The organism is Mycobacterium paraense (genome assembly GCF_002101815.1).
In the GTDB taxonomy this organism is placed as follows: domain Bacteria; phylum Actinomycetota; class Actinomycetes; order Mycobacteriales; family Mycobacteriaceae; genus Mycobacterium; species Mycobacterium paraense.
Genome location: NZ_LQPM01000014.1, coordinates 82,684 through 102,119 on the forward strand (window position 1 = coordinate 82,684; position 19,436 = coordinate 102,119).

Here is a 19,436-nt window from a genome sequence, read left to right on the forward strand (position 1 = left end):
AGGAAACCGCAAGGCGGGTCGGTTATCTTCGGCGGGTATTTGTGACCGTGCCGGTCGGAGGGGTGGGCATGACGTCGGGTATCGAGAAGTCCATCACAGCCGTCGATCTCGACACCATGACGGCGGCGCGAGAGACGCTCGAGGACTACACGCTGCGATTCGCGCCGCGCAGCTACCGCCGGTGGTCCACGGCGGTGGTGGGCATCTCGGCCCTCGGCGGCATCGCCTACCTCGCCGACTTCGCGATCGGCGCGAACATCGGCATCTCCTACGGCACCGGAAACGCCTTGTGCGGCATCGGGATCTTCGCCGTCGTGATCTTTCTGACCGGGTTGCCGCTGGCCTATTACGCCGCGCGGTACAACATCGACTTGGATCTCATCACCCGCGGTAGCGGCTTCGGGTACTACGGCTCGGTGGTCACCAACGTCATCTTCGCGACGTTCACCTTCATCTTCTTCGCGCTCGAGGGCTCCATCATGGCCCAGGGCCTCCAGCTGGGCCTGCACCTGCCGCTGTGGTTGGGCTACGCCTGCTCGACCCTGCTCATCTTCCCGCTGGTGATCTACGGCATGAAAGTCCTTTCCCGGCTGCAGGTTTGGACCACCCCGCTCTGGCTGATCCTGATGGTGGTGCCCTTCGCCTACCTGCTGATCGGCCACCCGGACTCGATCGGCCAATTCTTCGCCTACGGCGGCCGGGCGGGTAACGGCCAAATGAACATCGGCTCAACATTGTTGGCGGCCGGCGTCTGCCTGTCGCTCATCGCCCAGATCGCCGAACAGATCGACTACCTCCGCTTCATGCCGCCCCGGACGCCGGCCAACGCCCGGAGCTGGTGGACCTGGATGCTGCTTGCGGGCCCCGGCTGGGTCGTCTTCGGGGCGGCCAAACAAGTCATCGGCCTGTTCCTCGCCGTCTATCTGATCTCCAACGTCGCGGGCTCGACGCCCATCGCCAACCAGCCGGTCCACCAGTTCCTGCTGATATACCGCAACTTCATGCCCGACTGGCTCGCGCTGACGCTGGCCGTGATCTTGGTGGTGATCAGCCAGATCAAGATCAACGTGACGAACGCCTATTCGGGCTCGCTGGCGTGGACCAATTCGTTCACCCGCGTCACGAAGCACTACCCCGGGCGCGTGGTGTTCCTCGGCGTGAACCTCGTCATCGCGCTGATCCTGATGGAAGCCAACATGTTCGACTTTCTCAACACCATCCTCGGTTTCTACGCCAACTGCGGCATGGCGTGGGTGGTGGCGGTGGCCTCCGATATCGTCTTCAACAAGTACCTGTTGAAGCTGTCGCCGAAGACACCCGAGTTCCGCCGCGGCATGTTGTATGCCATCAACCCGGTTGGCTTCGGTTCGCTGCTGCTGGCGGCGGGGCTGTCGATCATCGCGTTCTTCGGTGGCCTGGGCGCGGCGCTTCGGCCCTACTCGCCGCTGGTCGCGATCGTCCTGGCGCTGGTGATGCCCCCGATCCTCGCCGCCGCGACGAAGGGCAAGTACTACCTGCGGCGCACCAACGACGGGATCGACATGCCGATGTACGACGACGAGGGCAACCCGTCGGGCGAGCAGTTGAAGTGCCATGTGTGCCATCACGACTACGAGCGGCCCGACATGCTGGCGTGCCACACGCACGGTGCGCACGTCTGCTCGCTGTGCTTGTCCACCGACCGGGTGGGCGACCACGTGCTGCCCGCGCTTGGCTGAGCGCCGCCGTATGCTGGGGCGCTGATGGCCGAGACGACCACGTGCGCCATCGTCGGCGGCGGCCCCGCCGGTATGGTCCTGGGGCTGCTCCTGGCGCGGGCCGGTGTGGAGGTCACCCTGCTCGAGAAGCACGGTGACTTCCTGCGCGACTTTCGCGGTGACACGGTGCATCCGACCACCATGCGGTTGCTCGACGAGCTCGGCCTGTGGGAGCGCTTCACCCGGTTGCACTACAGCGAGGTCCGCAAGGCGAAATTCGAAGCCAATGGGCGCTCGGTGACCTACATCGACTTCGAGCGGCTCGGGCGCCTCGGGCAGCCGCACCCCTACATCGCCATGGTGCCGCAATGGGATCTGCTGAATCTGCTCGCCGAGGCCGCCAAAGCCGAGCCCGGCTTCACGTTGCGGATGCGGACCGAGGTCACCGGGTTGCTGCGCGACGGCGGACGGGTCGCCGGGGTGCGCTACGTCGGACCCGACGGCCCCGGTGAATTGCGGGCCGAGTTGACGGTTGCCTGCGACGGCCGGTGGTCGATCGCCCGTCGGGAGGCCGGGCTGCGCACACGCGAGTTCCCGGTGAACTTCGACGTGTGGTGGTTCAGGTTGCCGCGCGACGGCGATCAGGAATTCTCCTTCTTGCCCCGCTTCGCGCCGGGCAAGGGCCTCGGCGTGATCCCGCGCGAGGGCTACAACCAGATCGCGTATCTCGGACCCAAAGGCACGGACGCCCAGCTGCGCGCGCGAGGCATCGAGGCGTTCCGCCGCGACGTCAGTGCCCTGATACCGGAGGCGGCCGAATCGGTGGCGACGCTCACTTCCATGGACGACGTCAAGCACCTCGACGTCCACGTGAATCGGTTGCGTCGCTGGCACATTGACGGGCTGCTCTGCATCGGCGATGCCGCCCACGCGATGTCCCCGCTGGGCGGTGTCGGTATCAACCTGGCGGTCCAGGATGCCGTCGCGGCGGCAACGACATTGGCGGAGCCGCTGAGGCGGCACCGCGTCACCGATCGCGAACTGGCCGCCGTCGGCCGCCGCCGCGTGGTTCCCACCGCGGTGACCCAAGCCGTGCAACGGGTATTGGCGGCCAGGCTGCTCGGGCCGCTGTTGCGCGGCGCTGACCCCACCCCGCCCGCCGCGCTGTTCGCCCTGGTGGAGCGGCTGCCGTGGTTGTCGGTGGTGCCCGCCTATTTCATCGGCGTCGGGGTTCGTCCCGAGCACGCACCGGCTTTCGCCCGTCGCTGATCCGAAGTCTGATATTGCACAGTGCCGACCGGGCCGCCGAGTGTGGGCTCTATGCACGTCAACCGCCTCGAATGCATGCATAGGGCCCACGGTCGAACGGGGGTACAAGCGTGTGGCCGGGTGCTAGCGTCAGGTCCGTGTCTGGACACGGAAAGCCGATCCGGTTCGGGATCCTGGGCGCGGCCAACATCGCGCCCCTGGCGCTCGTCAACCCGGCGAAGGGAAACGACGAGGTCGAGGTGGCCGCCGTCGCGGCGCGCGATGCTTCGCGTGGGCAGGCCTTCGCGGATAAACACGGGATCGCCCGCGTGCACGACAGCTACGACGCGCTGATCGCCGACCCGGACCTCGACGCGATCTACATCCCGCTGCCGAACGGGCTGCACGGCAAGTGGACCCGGGCCGCCGTGGCCGCCGGCAAGCACGTCCTGTGCGAAAAGCCCTTCACCGCCAACGCCGCCGAGGCGCGTGAAATCGCCGAATTGGCAGCGAATTCCGACCGTGTGGTGATGGAGGCATTCCACTATCGCTACCACCCGCTGAGCCGGCGCATCGAGGAGATCATCGCCTCGGGCGAGCTCGGCGAGCTCAAGCGGGTGGAGGCGGCGCTGTGCTTTCCGCTGCCGAAATTCGCCGACATCCGCTACAACTATTCGCTGGCCGGCGGGGCGACGATGGACGCCGGGTGCTACGCGGTGCACATGGTGCGCACTTTCGGCGGCTCCACCCCGGAAGTCGTCTCGGCACAGGCGAAATTGCGCGACCCGCGGGTCGACCGGGCCATGACTGCCGAGGTGAAGTTCGCCGCCGGGCACACGGGCCGGGTGCGCTGCTCGATGTGGTCGTCGAGGCTGCTGGAGATCAGGGCCCGCGTGGTGGGGGAACGCGGCGAGGTGCGGGTGTTGAATCCCGTGCTGCCCCACCTCATCAATCGGCTGAGCGTCCGAACGCCCGCCGGCAGACGCGTGGAGCGGTTCCCGCGCCGCACCTCCTACGCCTACCAGCTCGACGCTTTCGCCGGTGCCGTGCTACGCGGCGAGCCGTTCGAGACGACCCCCGAGGACGCGATCGAGAACATGACCGTCATCGACGCCATCTATGGCGCCGCCGGACTTCCCGTGCGGGAACCAAGCTGAGCTTGCGGTGCGGGCTTTCGTCTGCCCCGCCTGTCGCGGCTTCGCACCGTTCGAGTCGCGGCACTGCCCGACTTGCTCGGCCGAGCTCGGATTGCACCTTCCGAGCCGCAGTCTGGTCGCGACCTCGTCGGGCACGGCCGTCATCGACGGCGACGTCTGGATTGCGTGCACCCGGGCCGCGAGCCTTGGCTGCAACTGGTTGGTTCCCGAGGATCCCGAATGGGGTGGCCCGCAGGGCAGATGCGTGGCCGATTCCCTCGTTCGCCGCGAGCCCGAGGCGGACGACACCATCGCGATGGAAAAGCTGGTACCTACCGGGATCGCCTTGCGGCGGTTGGTCTATCAGCTCATCGACATCGGGCTGCCCGTCGACCCGTACTGGCAGAGACAGGGTGGCGTCGCGTTCGATCTGCTGTCCAGCTACAGCGGCCGCGAGCGGGTGGTGATCGGGCACGCGAACGGGGTGATCAGCATCGATCTGGTCGAGTCACTCGACGCCTACCGCGAGTCGATGCGGGTGCGTCTCGGCGAGCCCTACCGCACCATGCTCGGTCATTTCCGCCACGAGGTGGGGCACTACTACCAGAACATCCTGGTGGAGACCGGCCCCGGCGCCGCGCGTTATCTCGGCGAGTGCCGCGAAATCTTCGGCGACGAGCGCGCTGACTATCAGGGCCAGATCGAGCGGCACTACCAATTCGGCGCCCCGGCGAACTGGACCGATTCCTATATTTCCGAATACGCGACGATGCACCCCTGGGAGGACTTCGCCGAGTGCTTCGCCCATTACCTGCACATCACCGGCACCATCGACACCGCGCGGGAGTCCGGCCTGGTATTGCGCGCGGACGGGGTCCGCTTCTCGATGCCGGGGGATGTCACTCCGCTCTCGTCCTACGAGGACGCCCCGATCGAGCGCTTGCTGGCGGACTGGAAGTGGTTGTCGCTGTGCTTCAATCGGGTGAACACGGCCATGGGCAAGGCTCCGCTCTACCCGTTCGACATTCCCCCGGCCGTGGTCTGCAAGCTGGCGTTCGTGCACAAGGTGATCCGCGAGACGGCACGTGCAGCGAAAGCCGATCGTTAATACCGTCAAGTCGGACGCGAGGAGACTCGGATGTGTCGATGGGTTGGATACCTGGGCAGCCCCATCGCCCCCAGGGAGTTGCTCCACGATCCGCCGCGCTCGCTGATCGAGCAGAGCCGCAGGCACGCGCCGAACATGGAGATCCCCAACGGGGACGGTACGGGCCTGGGCTGGTACGAGCACCGCGACGAGCCGGCGCTGTTCCGCAGCATCACCCCGGCATGGGGCGACGAAAACCTGTTGGAATTGGCGACGGAGATCCGCACCCGGCTGTTTGTCGCCCACGTGCGCGCCGGCACCGGGACCCCGGTGCAGCAGACCAACTGCCACCCGTTCCGTTACCGCAATTGGCTTTTCGTGCACAACGGACACGTCGCCGGATATCAGCGGCTGCGCCGCGACCTGCTACTGGCCGTGCACCCCGACTTATTCGGCAACATAGCGGGATCCACCGATTCGGAGCTGATGTTTCATCTCGCGCTGACGTTCGGCCTGGCGGACGACCCGATCGCCGGGATCGCCCGGATGGCAGGGTTTGTCGAAGCGACCGCCGCGGCCGCCGGCGTGGCCGAGCCGGCGCTCCAGATGACGGTGGGGGTGAGCGACGGCGTGCGCCTGTACGCGGTTCGTTACGCCAGCGGACCGGAGGCGAATACGCTTTTCGTGAGTGAAGATCCGGAGTCGGTGCGGATGCTCTACCCGGCCGAGGAGGCACCACGGCATTTCGCCGACGATTCCCGCGTGGTGGTTTCCGAACCGCTGACGCATCTGCCGGGGATGTGGCGAGAAGTGGCCGCGGGGACCGCGCTGATCATCGGCAGGGACATCGAGGAGCGAGCCTTTCGGCCGATGGCCGCCTGATGCGGGTCAGGAGACTTCGCACAGCAGGCGACGGGCGGCCTCGACGCAGGGGCGGATGCGTTCGATCGGGCTGACACCCTCCAGCGCCAGCGCTCGTCGGGGCACTTCGATTTCGATCACGGTCTCGGCCGGCAGCGCGGAAAGGATGTCGCGCAGCGGCAGTTCGCCCTCGCCGGGAACCATGCGCTCGAACATGGCCTCCTCCATGTAGTTATCCGCACGCGGCTGCAGCGTCGTGTCGTTGATTTGGGCGTAACCGATGATGCCGGGATCGAGGGCCGCGACCTCGGCCGCACCCCCGCCAGATCGCACCAAATGCATCGTGTCGATCAGCAAGCGGAATTCGGGGCGCCCCACGTGCCGCCGGGCGGCCAGCGCGGTCGGCAGGTCGCCGACCGTCAGGCCTGGTACCGGTTCGACGACGGTCTGGATGCCGCGTTGCGCGGCGAGCTCGGTCAGGATCGCGAACTGGTCGAAGCTGCGGCCGAGGTCCGGGTCGAGGCTGACGACGTTGATCCGCGGAACGCCGAGCTCGGCCAGCGCGTCGAGATCGCCTGCGAACGAGCCCATTTCGGCGTCGGGCATGACCAGGAACCCGTCGCCGAGCGAGATCGCCACGCCGCGGTGATCCATGGCGGCCAGCACCTCCCGCCGCAGACTCGGATCCTTCAGCGAGAACGTGGGGAACCCGAGCGGTATTAGGGGCAGCCCCCGCACCACCGCGGACATGTACCGGCAGCCGAGATCCGCGGTGAGTTCCACGAATTCCACTGGCGGGAGGCCGAACCCGCACAGGAAGCCTACGCCGAGCCGGTCCACCTCAGGCGGGCCGCCCCGCCAGTTGGGCCAACTGGTCGGCGGCCTGGGCGGTTTGGGTGGTGAGCGCGATCTTGCCGTACGTCACCTGTTCTTCGATGATCGGCGCTTCCAGCACGACGTCGTCGCGAATGAAGGCCACGTGGTCTTTGAGATGCGCGGCGGTGTACGCCGCCCATGCCGCCGACGACGACGGGTCCATCGTCAGACTCACCTCATAGAAGCCCGATGTCAGCGCCTTGGGCTGGTCCACGCGCGTGAGCGTGAGGCGCATCGCCTCCGGACCCAGCGTGTACACGGTCGTCTTGGCGAGGTCGCAGGTGACCAGAGCGTTGGCCGGCGCGGCGGGCGCGTGCGGATCCGTCGCGGGGCACTTGGCGGGCGGGGCCGGCTGGGACTTTTGCACGGGCCGAACGGGTAACGGCTGGATGCTCGCCGCGGGCGCCGCCGGCGCCGTCGTGGACGTCGTCGTTGTGGGCGAGGCGCTGGTGGTGGACGTGGCGGGCGGGGCGCCGTGCTGCGTCGAGTGGCAGCCACACAGCACGGCGCCGAGCACAAGGACGCTCGTGAGCCTGCGGGTGGTCATCACGCCATTGCACCACACGTTTATCGGAGCAACGGCTGACCCGACGCGGCGATGCGGCTACCTCTTTACCGACACTACGAATATAGAGTAGCGTCACGGTCTGAGAAAACGCGATGGATAAACGACGAAAGCCTAACCCCACCGAGCGCCGCCGCGACCTGTGTGATGCGGCGATTCACCTGTTGGCCCAGGACGGCGCCAAGGGGCTGAGCCACCTCAAGGTCGACCGCCGGGCCGGTGTGCCGGACGGCACCACCTCGTTCTACTTCCGGACCCGATCGGCGCTGCTGCGGGCGGTGGCCGAGCGGCTGGCCGAGCTGGACCTGGCCACCCTGCAGACGGTCGCCGACGACGGCTCCGCCGACCGCCCACACCACCCCTCGCCGTCACGGTTGTCCCAGGTCGTGATCCAGGCCGGCAGCGGACCGCAATTGGTGCGGACGAAGGCCCGCTACGAACTGACGATGCAGGCCGCCCGCGACCCCGCGCTGGCCGCGATCCTGCAGCAGGCCACGGACGGCTTCACCAAGCTGCACCGGGAGATCCTGGTGCAGCTCATGCCCCGCGGCGGAGAGCTGGAACCGGCCGTGGTCGAGGACCTGAGCAATATCACGCTCACCTTCATCAACGGGCTGCTGCTGCGGTTCGCCCACGGCGACCGCATCATCGACAGCCCCGAGCAACTCGACGGGATCCTGACCGCGATCGCGACGGGCCTTCTGAAGAGTTCGGACAAGGGACGGCTGACCCGGACCGGCGACGCCCCGACGGGCCGCCGGCGGGCGGTCGCCTCGGGTTGAGCGCGCCGCCATGTCTCGCCCCGCCGGCTCTTGCCAGGGCACCCGCCGTGTGGTTCTCTACGAGAATAGAGTGATGCGGCATTCACGGGCTTTAAGCGGAATGTACAAATCGACCGGACCGATTCCGGAAATGGCAGCGGCAGGAGAGATTTCGTGACGACGAGCACCGACAGCGACGTCCATTTCGACCCGTACGACGTCGACCTGATCGCCGACCCGTATCCGATGTTCGCCCGCCTGCGCGACGAGGCGCCGCTCTACTACAACGCCGAATACGACTTCTACGCGTTGAGCCGGTACGCCGATGTCACCAAGGCGCTCGTCGACCACGCCACCTTCAGCTCCGCGCGGGGCGCCATCCTCGAGCTCATCAAGGCCAACCTCGAAATCCCCTCGGGGATGCTGATCTTCGAGGACCCGCCGATCCACGACGTTCATCGCAAGCTGTTGTCACGCATGTTCACGCCACGGCGGATCGCGGCGCTCGAGCCCATGATCCGCGAGTTCTGCGCTCAGCTGCTGGATCCCCTGGTGGGGTCGGGGCGATTCGATTTCGTCACCGACCTGGGCGCGCAGATGCCGATGAAGGTCATCAGCTCGCTGCTGGGCATCCCCGACGACGACCAGGAGTACATCCGCGACCGCGGCAACGCCCAGCTCCGCACCGAGGCCGGCAAGCCCATGAGCGCGGCCCAGCACGGCCTGTCGGTGGGCGAGCAATTCGAGGCCTACATCGACTGGCGCGCCGACCATCCGTCCGACGACATCATGACCGAATTGCTCAACGTCGAATTCGTCGACGAAACCGGCACCACGCGGCGGCTGACCCGGGAGGAGATACTGGTCTACCTCAACGTGGTCGCCGGCGCGGGCAACGAGACGACCACGCGGCTGATCGGTTGGGCCGGAAAGGTTCTCGCCGAACACCCGGGCCAGCGTCGCGACCTCGCCGAAAACCCGCAACTCATCCCGCAGGCCATCGAGGAGTTGTTGCGTTACGAGCCGCCCGCGCCGCACGTCTCGCGGTACGTGACCCGCGACGTCAGCCTGCACGACCGGACTGTGCCCGAAGGCAGCGTGCTGATGATGCTGATCGGGTCGGCATGTCGCGACGAGCGCCAATTCGGCCCCGACGCCGCGGAATTCAACATCCATCGGTCGGCCCGCCCGCACCTGACCTTCAGCGTCGGCACCCACTTCTGCCTGGGTTCGGCGCTGGCGCGGCTGGAAGGCCGCGTGGCCCTGGAGGAGATCCTGAAAAGGTTCCCCGAGTGGGAGATCGACCTGACCAAGGCGCAGCTCAGCCCGACCTCGACGGTGCGGGGCTGGGAGTCGATGCCGGCCGTGGTGCCGCGATGACCGGGCGCGTGGCGGGCAAGGTGGCGTTCATCAGCGGCGCGGCCCGGGGCCAGGGCCGCAGCCACGCGGTGCGCCTGGCGCAGGAGGGCGCCGACATCATCGCCGTCGACGTGTGCGGCCCCATCGACAACCTGGCGTATCCGCACTCCACGCCTGACGACCTCGCCGAAACCGCCGATCTGGTGAAGGCGCAGAATCGCCGCATCGTGACCGCGCAGGTCGACGTGCGCGATTACGACGCGCTCAAGGCCGCGGTGGACGGCGGGGTGGAGCAGCTCGGCCGACTCGACATCATCGTCGCGAACGCCGGCATCGGCACCTTCGGCAACAAGCTGCACAAGATCGGCGAGAAGGTCTGGCAGGACATGATCGACGTCAACCTCTCCGGCGTCTGGCACACGGTGAAAGCCGGTGTGCCGCACATCATCGCGGGCGGACGCGGCGGCTCCATCGTGCTGACCGGCTCGGTCGGGTCGCACAAGGCCATGGCCTACACCGGGCATTACATCGCCGCCAAGCACGGCGTGATCGGCCTGATGCGCGCCTTCGCCGTCGAGCTGGGCCAGCACATGATCCGGGTGAACTCGGTGCACCCCAGCCAGGTCAACACGCCGATGACGATGAACGACGTGACGTTTCGGCTGTTTCGGCCGGACCTGGAGAATCCCGGACCCGACGATTTCGCGCCGTTCTCGCAGATGACGCACACGTTGCCGGTGCCCTGGGTGGAGGCCGCGGACATCAGCAACGCCGTCCTGTTCCTCGCCTCCGACGAATCTCGTTATGTCACCGGTGTTTCGCTGCCCGTCGACGCGGGCGCATTGCTCAAATAGCACTCAAATAGCAGAAGTGGAGAAAGACCTCATGCCCGAATACGACTACGAAGAGCTGAAGAAGGAAGCCGAGCAGTACATCAGGTTCGAGAAGGACAAGAAGAACCGGATCGCCTACATCACCTTCGACCGTCCCGACGCGCAGAACGCCACCACCCTGGGGATGCGGCAGAACTACGCCGACCTGATCCACAAGTGCAACGTCGACGACGACGTCAAGGTGGTGGTGATCCGCGGCGAGGGCGAGGATTTCGGCAGCGGCGGGGACCTGCCCGAACAGCGGCCGATGCTGGAGAACCCCGGCCTGCCGCTGCATCACGAGCTCGCGATCAACGACGACGACGTCAAGTACCCGCCGGGCGGCTCGTATCGGTACCTGTCCACCGTCACGGACTTTTACGCGAAGGCCCGCGCCGGCAACCGCCCACTGCAGGAGCTGCGCAAGATCAGCATCATCGAGGCCAAGGGCTACTGCTACGGGTGGCACTTCTACCAGGCGGGCGACGCCGACCTGGTGATCTCCTCCGACGACGCGCTTTTCGGGCACCCGGCCTTCCGCTACGTGGGCTGGGGACCTCGGCTGTGGTGGTGGGCCGAGACGATGGGCCTGCGGAAGTTCTCCGAAATGCTGTTCACCGGGCGGCCGTTCAGCGCCAAGGAGATGTACGACTGCGGCTTCGTCAACAGCGTGGTGCCCCGCGAAAAGCTGGAGGAGGAGACGCTGAAGTACGCGATGGCCTGTTCACGCTCCCGCCCGACGGACACGGTCGCGGTCCAGAAGACGTTCCTGGAGCTCTACAAACAGCACAAGGGCGAATACTTCGGCAGCCTGCTCACCGGGATGGTCGAGGGCATGCTGCCGCTGATCCAAAACGACGCGCAGGAGGTCGATCTCACCGAGGGCACCTTCGAGAAGGGCCTCAACAACGTGGTCAAGGACAACGACCTGAACTTCCCGCCGGAATGGCGCCTCAGCCGTTCGGGCCGAAAGAAGCCCTGATCGCTTTGAGAGGGCGCCCATGCCGGCACTGAGGGGCATCCGGGTCGTCGAGTTGGCCGAAACCGTCGCGGGGGAGTACTGCGGCAAGCTGCTGGCCGATTTCGGCGCCGAGGTGATCAAGGTCGAGTCCGCGGAACGCGGCAGCCCCACCCGCGCCATGGCGCCTATCCTCGCCGACGGGTGCGAGGGCAGCGCGCTGTTCGCCTACCTCAACACGAACAAACGCTCCGTCGTGCTGGACGATGCCGATCGCCTGCACGACCTGATCGGCACCGCGGACGCGGTGATCGAGGACCGCACGGCGGGCTGGTCCGAACGGCAGATGGCGGCGGTGGTCTGCTCGATCACGCCGTTCGGCCGGGACGCGCCCGCGGAGTTCGACAATGCCAAGAGCATCAACGTGTTCCACGCCAGCGGCTGGGGGTACCACACGCCCAGCCACGCCGATCCCGACAGGCCGCCGCTGCAGGGGCCGGGCCGGTTCCTGGTCGACTACGAGGCGGGACTCGACGCGGCCCTGTGTGTCGCGGCGGCGCTGTTCCGGCGCCTGCACACCGGCGAGGGCGAATTCATCGACGTGTCACAGCAGGCCGTGCTGGCCTCCCGTGCCGACTGCATCCTGGGGCGGTTCCTCACCGGCGAGGTTCCCGCCGAGGGGCATCGCGGCGATTACGATCAGGCGGGCCCGGCGGCGTTTTTCGCCTGCGCCGACGGGTTCGTCTATCTCTACATGACCAGCCGCGCCCACTGGCGCGGCGTGCGGGAACTCATGGGGCATCCCGACTGGCTGACCGCATTCGACGACGACTGGCTCGAGTTCTCCGTCACGGCGGAAAAGGTCGCCACGTTCCGGCGGGGATTCGCCGCGTGGGTCCAAGGCTTGGACAAGGAGTCCGCCGCCGACCGGGCGCAGCGGCTGGGGGTGCCGCTGGTCCCCGTCAACGATGCCGCCGACCTGCATCACTTGCCGCAGTACCGCCACCGCCGCTTCTTCCAGCGCGTGCACCATCCGGTGCTGGGGGATGCGGCATACCCCACCGTGCCGTACGCGCTCAGCGCGTCGCCGGCCCGAATCGCCTCCGCCGCACCCGCTCTCGGCCAGCACAGCGCCTCGATCCTGGGCGGGGCCCAGGGGCCGCGCACACCGCCGTCGGTCAAGGAGCCGCAACTCAAGCCGCCCAAGAACCCGCGCGGCGGCCCGCTGGAGGGCGTGCGCGTCGTCGAGCTCACCAAGGTGTGGGCCGGCCCGTACGCGGGCAAGCTGCTGGCGATGCTGGGCGCAGAAGTGATCAAGGTCGAGACGGCGACCGCACCGGAGGAGATGCGGGCCTACGGCGGCACCGACATCAACCACGCCCCCTACTTCCTCAGCATCAACCCCGAAATCCTCAGCGTGGACCTCGATATCAAGTCCGCCGAAGGCATGGCGCGGCTGCGCGAGCTGATCGCCCGCAGCGACATCGTCATCAACAACTTGCGACCGGGCGCCATGGAGCGCCAGGGCTTGGGCTATGAACAACTGGCGGCCATCAAGCCGGACATCATCTCGGTGTCGATCAAGATGTGGGGCAACGACGGACCGCTCGGCCATCAAACCGGCTATGCGCCCTGCTTCGCCGCGCTGGCCGGGCTCGCCTCGCTGGTCGGCTACCCGGGCGGCCCACCGCTCGGGACCAGCATGCGCTATGGGGATTCCACGGTCGGCGCGGCCGCCGCGTACGCCGCCGTGGTGGCGCTGCTGCATCGGGAGCTCAGCGGCGAGGGCCAGTTCGTCGACGTGTCGGCGGTGGAGACCCTGTCGTCGATGATCGGCGACTGCCTGCTGGAGCAAAGCCTCACCGGAAAACGCCTGGGCCCCAACGGCAACGGGCACGCCGACCTGTGCCCGCACGGGTGCTATCCCTGCGCGGACGATTCCTGGGTCACGGTGGCCGTGGCTGACGACGCCGAATGGCGCGCCCTGTGCACCGCGCTCGGCGCCGCGGCGCTTGGCGACGAAGCAAGGTACGCCACCGCGCAGGGGCGACACCGTCACTCCGTCGCGCTCGACGCCGAGCTGGCGCGGCTCACCCGCAGCCACGACGCCGAGGAACTCGCGCGCCTGCTGCGTGCGGCGGGAGTGTCGGCGGGCAAGAGCGCCACCGCGGCGGACGCGATTGCCGATCAACGGTTGTGGGACCGCGGGTTGTATCGCTTCGTCTCCGATCATCGGGAGGGCCAGCGCCCGATACTGGGGCCGTCGTGGCGGATGGCGCGCGCCCCGGCGCGGATCGAGCGCGGCGCCCCGGACCTGGGTGAGGACACTGAGTACGTGCTGCGGGAGATCCTGGGCACCGGGACACCGGCGGGAGGCCAATCATGACGGCGACACTGGCGGGCACGGCGGCGTTGGTGACCGGCGCCAGCAGCGGCATCGGAGCGGCGGCGGCGAAAGCGCTGGCCGCCGAAGGCGCCGCGGTGGCCCTGCTGGCGCGCCGCGCCGACCGGCTCGCCGACCTGAAAAGCGAGATCGAATCCGCCGGGGGCACAGCGCTGGTGGTGACCGCCGATGTCACCGACGCCGCGCAGGTGTCGGCGGCGCTGCAACGAGCCGTCGCCGAGCTGGGCCGGCTTGACACCGTGGTGAACAACGCCGGGCTGATGCGCTCCGGGCCCGCGGCCGAGGCCGACCTGCAGGACTGGGATGACATGGTCGCGGTCAACGTGCGCGGCGTCCTGTATGTCGCCCGGGCGGCGCTCCCACACCTGATCGAGGCGGCCGCCAGCTCGCCGCGCGGCGTCGCCGACCTGGTCACGATCGGATCCACGGGCGGCTGGGTGGCGCGACCGAACACCGCGGTGTATTCGCTGACGAAGTTCGGCGTGAATGCGTTCAGCGAGGGCATCCGCCAGGAGATGCTCGGGAAGCGGGTCCGCGTCGGGATCGTCAGCCCCGGCACCGTCGACACCGAAATCTTCGCGCATCTGGCGGAACCGGCGCGCGCGGCCGTCGAGCGGCAGACCGCCGGCATGGTCAAGCTGCGTCCGGAGGACATCGCCGACGCGGTGCTCTACATGGTGACGCGAGATCGCCGGGTGGCCGTCAACCACATGCTGGTGCGAGCGGCCGAGCAGACGTGGTGATCGGCGACCAGTTCGGCCTTGCTATCCCGGCCGGCCCGGCGGCGTTACGCAGCGGCGGGGTACGGTTTCTCACCGAGGCGTTTCGGGCGTCCGGTGTGCTCGCCGCCGATAACGCCGTCACGAGCGTCACCGGGTTCCGCGAGGTCGGCGGCGGCAGCACCGGACGCAAAGTCGTCCTGTCGGTGGAATACGACAGGCCGCAGCCCGGCCTGCACGCCGACTTGTTCGTCAAGTTCTCCCGCGATCTCGACGATCCGATCCGCGATAGGGGAAGGACCCAGATGGAGCCGGAGGTTCGATTCGCGGCGCTGTCGCGGGTGCCCGGCTTTCCCATCGCCGTACCGGCCGTGCAATTCGCCGACTACCATCGCCCGAGCGGAACCGGCATCCTGATCACCGAGCTAATACCGTTCGGCCGCAACGGGATAGAGCCGCAATACCACAAATGCCTCGACTACGAGCTGCCCGATCCCGTCGAGCACTACCGTGCGCTGCTGACCGCGCTGGGTCGCCTCGCCGGCAGCTACGGATCGGCGACGCTGCCGCGCCGGCTGGCCGCGCACTTCCCGCTCAACGTGCAGGGCGCCACCGTCGGAGAACGAGCACCGCATGACGCCGAGAGGGTGAACCGGCGCCTGGCCCAACTTGCCGACTTCGTCGAAGCTAGGCCCGGGCTGGTACCCGCCAACGTCCGCTCGCGAGAGTTCTTGGGCCGCTTACGCGAAGACGTGTCGCGGGTCGTACGCCACGAGCACGCGGTGATGCGCCAGCTGGCCGCCGACTCCGATTACGTCGCCCTGTGCCACTGGAACGCCAACATCGACAACGCGTGGTTTTGGCGCGATGCCGGCGGAGCCCTGCGCTGCGGCCTGCTGGACTGGGGATGCGTCGGACAGCTGAACATGGGCATGGCCCTGTGGGGAGCCATGTCGGGCGCCGAAACCGACTTGTGGGACGGGCATTTCGGCGAATTGGTAGCGCTGTTCATCGCGGAAGTGCAGCATTGCGGCGGGCCGCGACTCGATCCCGGCCGCTTGCGCCGCCATACTCTGCTCTATGCGGCGGTCATGGGCGTCGCCTGGTTGCTGGACGTGCCGGCGTTGATACACAAGCGATTCGGCGCCGCCGCGCCCGCAAGCCGCACCGATCCGCGGATCAGGAACCACGAAAGCCTGCGTGCGCCGCTGCAGATGATGTCCAACCTGCTGAACCTCTGGGAACGGCACGGCGTCGGCGACCTGCTCGACGCGGCCCTGGCCGAGGAGGACTCCGTCAGCCCGCCGGCAGCTTGAGCACCAAACCGTGAGCGTCATCGTCCTCCCAGGGGAGGCCGCCTCCGGTCGCCCGGGAACCGACGTGATCGGTGACGTACACGCTGTTGCCGCCGGGATCCACCGCCAGGCCCAGTGGGTCGATGAAGGGGGGTGCCCCGCGCAGCTCGATCCAGGTGTCCGAGCCGGGCGGCAATTTCAGCAGGCCTCCGGCGAGCCCGGTGAAGGCGTACAGGTTGCCCGCGGTGTCCACCGCCAGGTCCTGCTCGCCCGAGCTGAAGCCTTTGCCGGAATTGTCGGGGGCCGACGGCAATCGGGTCCACGCGCTGGGTCCGGGCGCCAACTTCAGCACGTACTTGTCCGACTGGCCGCGGTAGCGGCTCTTGCTGAAGCCGGCGTAGACGTTGCCGGCGGCGTCTACCACCACGTCGCCGTCGGGAGCGGCCCCGAGCCCGGAGGTCGGCAGCAGGGTTGAGGTGTGAGCGCCGGCGGGCAGCTTCATTATCCTGCCGTCGCCGTGGTCGACCACGTACACGTTGCCGGCGCCGTCCACCGCGACACCCTCGGGAAATCTCAGCCCTCTGAAGGGCAGCACGGTTTGGGTGCTCGACCCGGCCGCCAACTTGACCACCTGGTTGTGGCAGCTGTCGGCGACGTAGACGTTGCCGGCGGCGTCCACGGCCACCCCGCCGACAGAGGCCTCGATGTTGTTGTCGCACATGTCGAGGCCGGTGAAGGGCAGCACGGTCTGGATGCCTGATCCAGCCGCCAGCTTCAGCACGCGATTGGTGTGCGTGTCGGTGACGTAGACGTTGCCGGCGGCGTCCACCGCCACACCGTGCGGGGCGCGCAGGTCGGTGAACGGCAGCGCGAACGGCCGTTCCCTGTCGGCCTTCAGCTGGTCGGCCTTCAGTTGCTGCTTGTTCCAGATGTTGCTGGCGACAAACATCATCGCGGGGGCGACGACGAACATGACCACGGCAAAGATGACGCCGTAGATCCAAAGTTTGCGTTTGGGCCGAGCCAGCGGTGTGACGGCCGCGGACGCGTCGGGTCCGGCCCTGTCCTCGAGACGCGGTGCGAGGTCGAACTTCTCGACGAGGGTCAGCCAATCCACATCCGAGACGACGAACGCCGGCTCGTCCTCCTGGGCCACCTCGCCGCGCCACGAAAACCGGTAGGTGAGCTTTGTCCTGCCGCTCCAGCTCGCCTGCGGGGGGCCGGCGAAATCCGGACACCCGATGGTCAGCGGTGCGGAATCGGCAACGCGCACAACCAGGACGGGCGAAGTCACCGTGCCCGCGTAAGGCATCGAGCGTGTGCTTGCGCCCGGTGTCGCCGTGACGTGCTCGGGAGAAGCCGAGGCAATGCGCGCATGGCTCGCCACGTCGACCACCGAGATCGCATCGTCGGCAACATCGATCGCCAGGCTCGCCTGCGGCGGGTTGGCATTCAGCCGCAGCGCCGTCGCGGTGTTCTTGAACATCCCCAAAAACGACGACGAATACATTCTCGCGGGGTTCGGGACCAGCAGGCAACGAGTCGGTTGCCCCGGTGCGGGCGCGGGAACGTCCAGCCCCCGCGAACGCCCGACGATCGCGAGGAGATCGTCGAATTCCGCGGCCCCCATCGACGCGTCCACCGCGTCGACGGCCGGTGCCTCCAAGGGCGTTTCGGGGGCGATGCGACGGTCTTGCCCGCCGACGACAAACCGATGGCCGCCACTGTGCAGATGAAGCGCCGCGCCTTTCGAGGTGCCGCCGTACCCCGGCAGAGTCCAATTCCCCAGCCTTGCGTCACCGAAGGGAAAGACGTCGCCCGGCCTCGCGCTGACCGTCAGGCTGGTGTCGCCCACATCGATGAGTACTTTCTTCGCGCGATTGACGCGGCGCTGAAACGCCGCGTATGCGGGCATGGCGAGCAGGAAGAACGCGATGAACACCACGGTGCCGCCGACCGTCATCACGTTGTCGGACCCAACGAGCGCACCAACCAGGAAGAGCGCCATGTACATCGCGCCGAGCGACGCGATGCCCCCGAACATCAGCACGTAGGTGTACTTCATCATCTGCTTGGTGCTGGGCGGGGCGGCGGATGCCACGAATTGCCGCGACGGCGACTGGGCGGCAAAGCGCTTCCGGTCGGCAAGCTGATGCTCCAGATCGGCGATCCGCTTCTCGGCGTCGTCCTGATCGATCAGCGGATCGTCCATCGTGTTCCTTTCGCTACCGCAGGCCGAAAGGTACGGCCGATCACTTGCGAAATTCTTGCCGTCTGCTTCGCTACCGATCCCAATTCCGGGATTTTGTCAGCACATCGTCGCACCAGATGGCGGCGGCCGCGGCAAATCGACGAATGTCGGAAATCCCCTGTGTCACTTTAGTTTCAGTGGTCCCAAGGCGGGCGTTTTTGTCGGTGGGTGTTCGTAGGTTGGGGGCATGGGCGCGAGCAGTCGTGAGGAGATCGTGGAGGTCTTCGACGCGCTCGATCACGCTGTGGACCGCTTGTGCGCGTTGTCCTTTGACGTGTTCACCACCCCGGAACGGTTACGGGCCCTGGAGCGCCTCGAAAAGGTGGCGCGGCGGCTGCGCGCACCCCAGCACGGGTTGATCAACCAACTCGAGGCCCAAGCCAGCAAGGCCGAGTTGGGCGGCACGCTGCGCTCGGCGCTGGCCGACCGGTTACGCATCACCAAAACCGAGGCCGGCCGGCGCGTCGAGGAGGCCGAGGATCTCGGTGAGCGCCGCGCACTGACCGGTGAGCGGCTGGCGCCGCACCTGGCCGCGACTGCCGCCGGCCAACGCCAGGGGTTGATCGGTGACGGGCATATCAAGGTGATCCGCAGCTTTTTCACCCAACTGCCCGCCCACGTCGACGTGTTTACCCGCGCGCACGCCGAAGCCGACCTGGCCGGCAAGGCCCGCGCGTATCGCCCCGACGAGTTAGCCAAATACGCCCAACGCCTCATTGGCGTGCTGCACCCCGATGGGGAGTTCAGCGACGCCGAACGGGCCCGTAAACGCGGCATCACCCTCGGCGCGCAGCAATGCGACGGCATGTCACGCCTCAGCGGGCTGATCACCCCGGAACTGCGGGCCGCCATCGAAGCCCTGCTGGCCAAACTCGCCGCCCCCGGCGCCGGCAACCCCCACGACGACATCCCCGTCGTCGACGACACCCCCGACCAGGAGGCGGCACGACGCGACACCCGTTCCCCAGGCCAGCGCAACCACGACGCATTCCTGACCGCACTGCGCGCCCTGTTCGCCTCCGGCAAGCTCGGCCAACACAACGGGCTACCGGTGTCGATCATCGTGACCACCACGCTCCAAGATCTCGAGGCGGCCACCGGCAGGGCGCTCACCGCCGGCGGCACCCTGGTGCCGATGTCCGATGTGATCCGCTGGGCCGGCCACGCCCACCACTACCTCGCGATCTTCCACAACGCCAAAACCCTGGCGCTGCACCACACCAAACGGATCGCCTCACCCGCGCAACGCCTCGTCCTCTACGCCAAAGAGCGCGGCTGCACCAAACCCGGCTGCGACGCCCCCGCCTACCACAGCCAGGTCCACCACATCAAAGGCTGGACCACCAC

General features: G+C 67.6%; 16 protein-coding genes. 13 read left to right on the top strand and 3 right to left on the bottom strand.

The features are described 5' to 3' along the window. Window positions 1-68 precede the first annotated feature (68 nt). From AWB89_RS14995 to AWB89_RS15015, 5 genes are all read left to right on the top strand, one after another. Window positions 69-1,718 (top strand): purine-cytosine permease family protein, encoded by a 1,650-nt coding sequence (locus tag AWB89_RS14995; protein ID WP_085101494.1) that lies wholly within the window; start codon window positions 69-71, stop codon window positions 1,716-1,718. A gap of 24 nt (window positions 1,719-1,742) precedes the next feature. Then, on the top strand, window positions 1,743-2,966 hold the full coding sequence (locus AWB89_RS15000; protein ID WP_085174687.1) for an FAD-dependent oxidoreductase: 1,224 nt from the start codon (window positions 1,743-1,745) through the stop codon (window positions 2,964-2,966). A gap of 137 nt (window positions 2,967-3,103) precedes the next feature. After that, a complete protein-coding gene (locus AWB89_RS15005) occupies window positions 3,104-4,102 on the top strand; it encodes a Gfo/Idh/MocA family protein (protein ID WP_085174689.1) in 999 nt (332 codons plus the stop codon). 7 nt (window positions 4,103-4,109) lie between these two features. Continuing rightward, on the top strand, window positions 4,110-5,189 hold the full coding sequence (locus tag AWB89_RS15010) for a zinc-binding metallopeptidase family protein (protein ID WP_085174724.1): 1,080 nt from the start codon (window positions 4,110-4,112) through the stop codon (window positions 5,187-5,189). A 30-nt stretch (window positions 5,190-5,219) separates the two neighbouring features. Continuing rightward, on the top strand, window positions 5,220-6,050 hold the full coding sequence (locus AWB89_RS15015) for a class II glutamine amidotransferase (RefSeq protein WP_085174691.1): 831 nt from the start codon (window positions 5,220-5,222) through the stop codon (window positions 6,048-6,050). Window positions 6,051-6,056: 6 nt separating this feature from the next. Here the strand turns inward: AWB89_RS15015 and AWB89_RS15020 are convergent, their stop codons facing one another. Further along, window positions 6,057-6,869 (bottom strand): sugar phosphate isomerase/epimerase family protein, encoded by an 813-nt coding sequence (locus AWB89_RS15020; RefSeq protein ID WP_241520504.1) that lies wholly within the window; start codon window positions 6,867-6,869, stop codon window positions 6,057-6,059. A gap of 1 nt (window position 6,870) precedes the next feature. Then, entirely contained in the window at window positions 6,871-7,452 is a 582-nt protein-coding gene (locus AWB89_RS15025) for a SecDF P1 head subdomain-containing protein (RefSeq protein ID WP_169716604.1), read from the bottom strand. 113 nt (window positions 7,453-7,565) lie between these two features. Here AWB89_RS15025 and AWB89_RS15030 point away from each other — a divergent pair, with 113 nt between their 5' ends. The 7 genes from AWB89_RS15030 (at window position 7,566) to AWB89_RS15060 (ending at window position 15,859) form a co-directional block, all read left to right on the top strand. Then, window positions 7,566-8,252, top strand: a complete 687-nt coding sequence (locus AWB89_RS15030) for a TetR/AcrR family transcriptional regulator (protein WP_085174693.1) — start codon at window positions 7,566-7,568, stop codon at window positions 8,250-8,252. 153 nt (window positions 8,253-8,405) lie between these two features. Beyond that, the gene (locus AWB89_RS15035) at window positions 8,406-9,611 is read left to right on the top strand and encodes a cytochrome P450 (protein WP_085174695.1); all 1,206 of its coding nucleotides are present in this window, start codon (window positions 8,406-8,408) and stop codon (window positions 9,609-9,611) included. Further along, window positions 9,608-10,444, top strand: a complete 837-nt coding sequence (locus tag AWB89_RS15040; RefSeq protein ID WP_085100934.1) for a mycofactocin-coupled SDR family oxidoreductase — start codon at window positions 9,608-9,610, stop codon at window positions 10,442-10,444. Before AWB89_RS15035 ends, AWB89_RS15040 begins: the two co-directional genes overlap by 4 nt. Window positions 10,445-10,475: 31 nt before the next feature. After that, complete coding sequence (locus AWB89_RS15045; RefSeq protein ID WP_085101486.1) at window positions 10,476-11,444, top strand: enoyl-CoA hydratase/isomerase family protein; 969 nt, start codon at window positions 10,476-10,478, stop codon at window positions 11,442-11,444. 19 nt (window positions 11,445-11,463) lie between these two features. After that, entirely contained in the window at window positions 11,464-13,806 is a 2,343-nt protein-coding gene (locus tag AWB89_RS15050; protein WP_085174697.1) for a CaiB/BaiF CoA transferase family protein, read from the top strand. Beyond that, window positions 13,803-14,567: an SDR family NAD(P)-dependent oxidoreductase gene (locus tag AWB89_RS15055; RefSeq protein WP_085100928.1), complete on the top strand. Its 765-nt coding sequence runs from the start codon at window positions 13,803-13,805 to the stop codon at window positions 14,565-14,567. Before AWB89_RS15050 ends, AWB89_RS15055 begins: the two co-directional genes overlap by 4 nt. After that, a complete protein-coding gene (locus AWB89_RS15060; RefSeq protein WP_085174730.1) occupies window positions 14,564-15,859 on the top strand; it encodes a hypothetical protein in 1,296 nt (431 codons plus the stop codon). Before AWB89_RS15055 ends, AWB89_RS15060 begins: the two co-directional genes overlap by 4 nt. On the opposite strand, the gene AWB89_RS15065 is transcribed toward AWB89_RS15060, so the two are convergent. Further along, window positions 15,840-18,050, bottom strand: a complete 2,211-nt coding sequence (locus AWB89_RS15065) for an NHL repeat-containing protein (RefSeq protein WP_085174699.1) — start codon at window positions 18,048-18,050, stop codon at window positions 15,840-15,842. The two genes, AWB89_RS15060 and AWB89_RS15065, sit on opposite strands and share 20 nt — an antisense overlap. A gap of 226 nt (window positions 18,051-18,276) precedes the next feature. On the opposite strand from AWB89_RS15065, the gene AWB89_RS15070 reads away from it, so the two are divergent. Then, the coding region (locus AWB89_RS15070) for an HNH endonuclease signature motif containing protein (protein ID WP_085174701.1) at window positions 18,277-19,436 on the top strand (1,160 nt) is incomplete at its 3' end.

What these genes read in the sequence shown, in the direction of transcription:
- AWB89_RS14995 (WP_085101494.1), top strand. Translation starts at nt 69, where the DNA reads ATGACGTCGGGTATCGAGAAGTCCATCACAGCCGTCGATCTCGACACC.
- AWB89_RS15000 (WP_085174687.1), top strand. Translation starts at nt 1,743, where the DNA reads ATGGCCGAGACGACCACGTGCGCCATCGTCGGCGGCGGCCCCGCCGGT.
- AWB89_RS15015 (WP_085174691.1), top strand. Translation starts at nt 5,220, where the DNA reads ATGTGTCGATGGGTTGGATACCTGGGCAGCCCCATCGCCCCCAGGGAG.
- AWB89_RS15025 (WP_169716604.1), bottom strand. Translation starts at nt 7,452, where the DNA reads ATGACCACCCGCAGGCTCACGAGCGTCCTTGTGCTCGGCGCCGTGCTG.
- AWB89_RS15030 (WP_085174693.1), top strand. Translation starts at nt 7,566, where the DNA reads ATGGATAAACGACGAAAGCCTAACCCCACCGAGCGCCGCCGCGACCTG.
- AWB89_RS15040 (WP_085100934.1), top strand. Translation starts at nt 9,608, where the DNA reads ATGACCGGGCGCGTGGCGGGCAAGGTGGCGTTCATCAGCGGCGCGGCC.
- AWB89_RS15045 (WP_085101486.1), top strand. Translation starts at nt 10,476, where the DNA reads ATGCCCGAATACGACTACGAAGAGCTGAAGAAGGAAGCCGAGCAGTAC.
- AWB89_RS15050 (WP_085174697.1), top strand. Translation starts at nt 11,464, where the DNA reads ATGCCGGCACTGAGGGGCATCCGGGTCGTCGAGTTGGCCGAAACCGTC.
- AWB89_RS15055 (WP_085100928.1), top strand. Translation starts at nt 13,803, where the DNA reads ATGACGGCGACACTGGCGGGCACGGCGGCGTTGGTGACCGGCGCCAGC.
- AWB89_RS15065 (WP_085174699.1), bottom strand. Translation starts at nt 18,050, where the DNA reads ATGGACGATCCGCTGATCGATCAGGACGACGCCGAGAAGCGGATCGCC.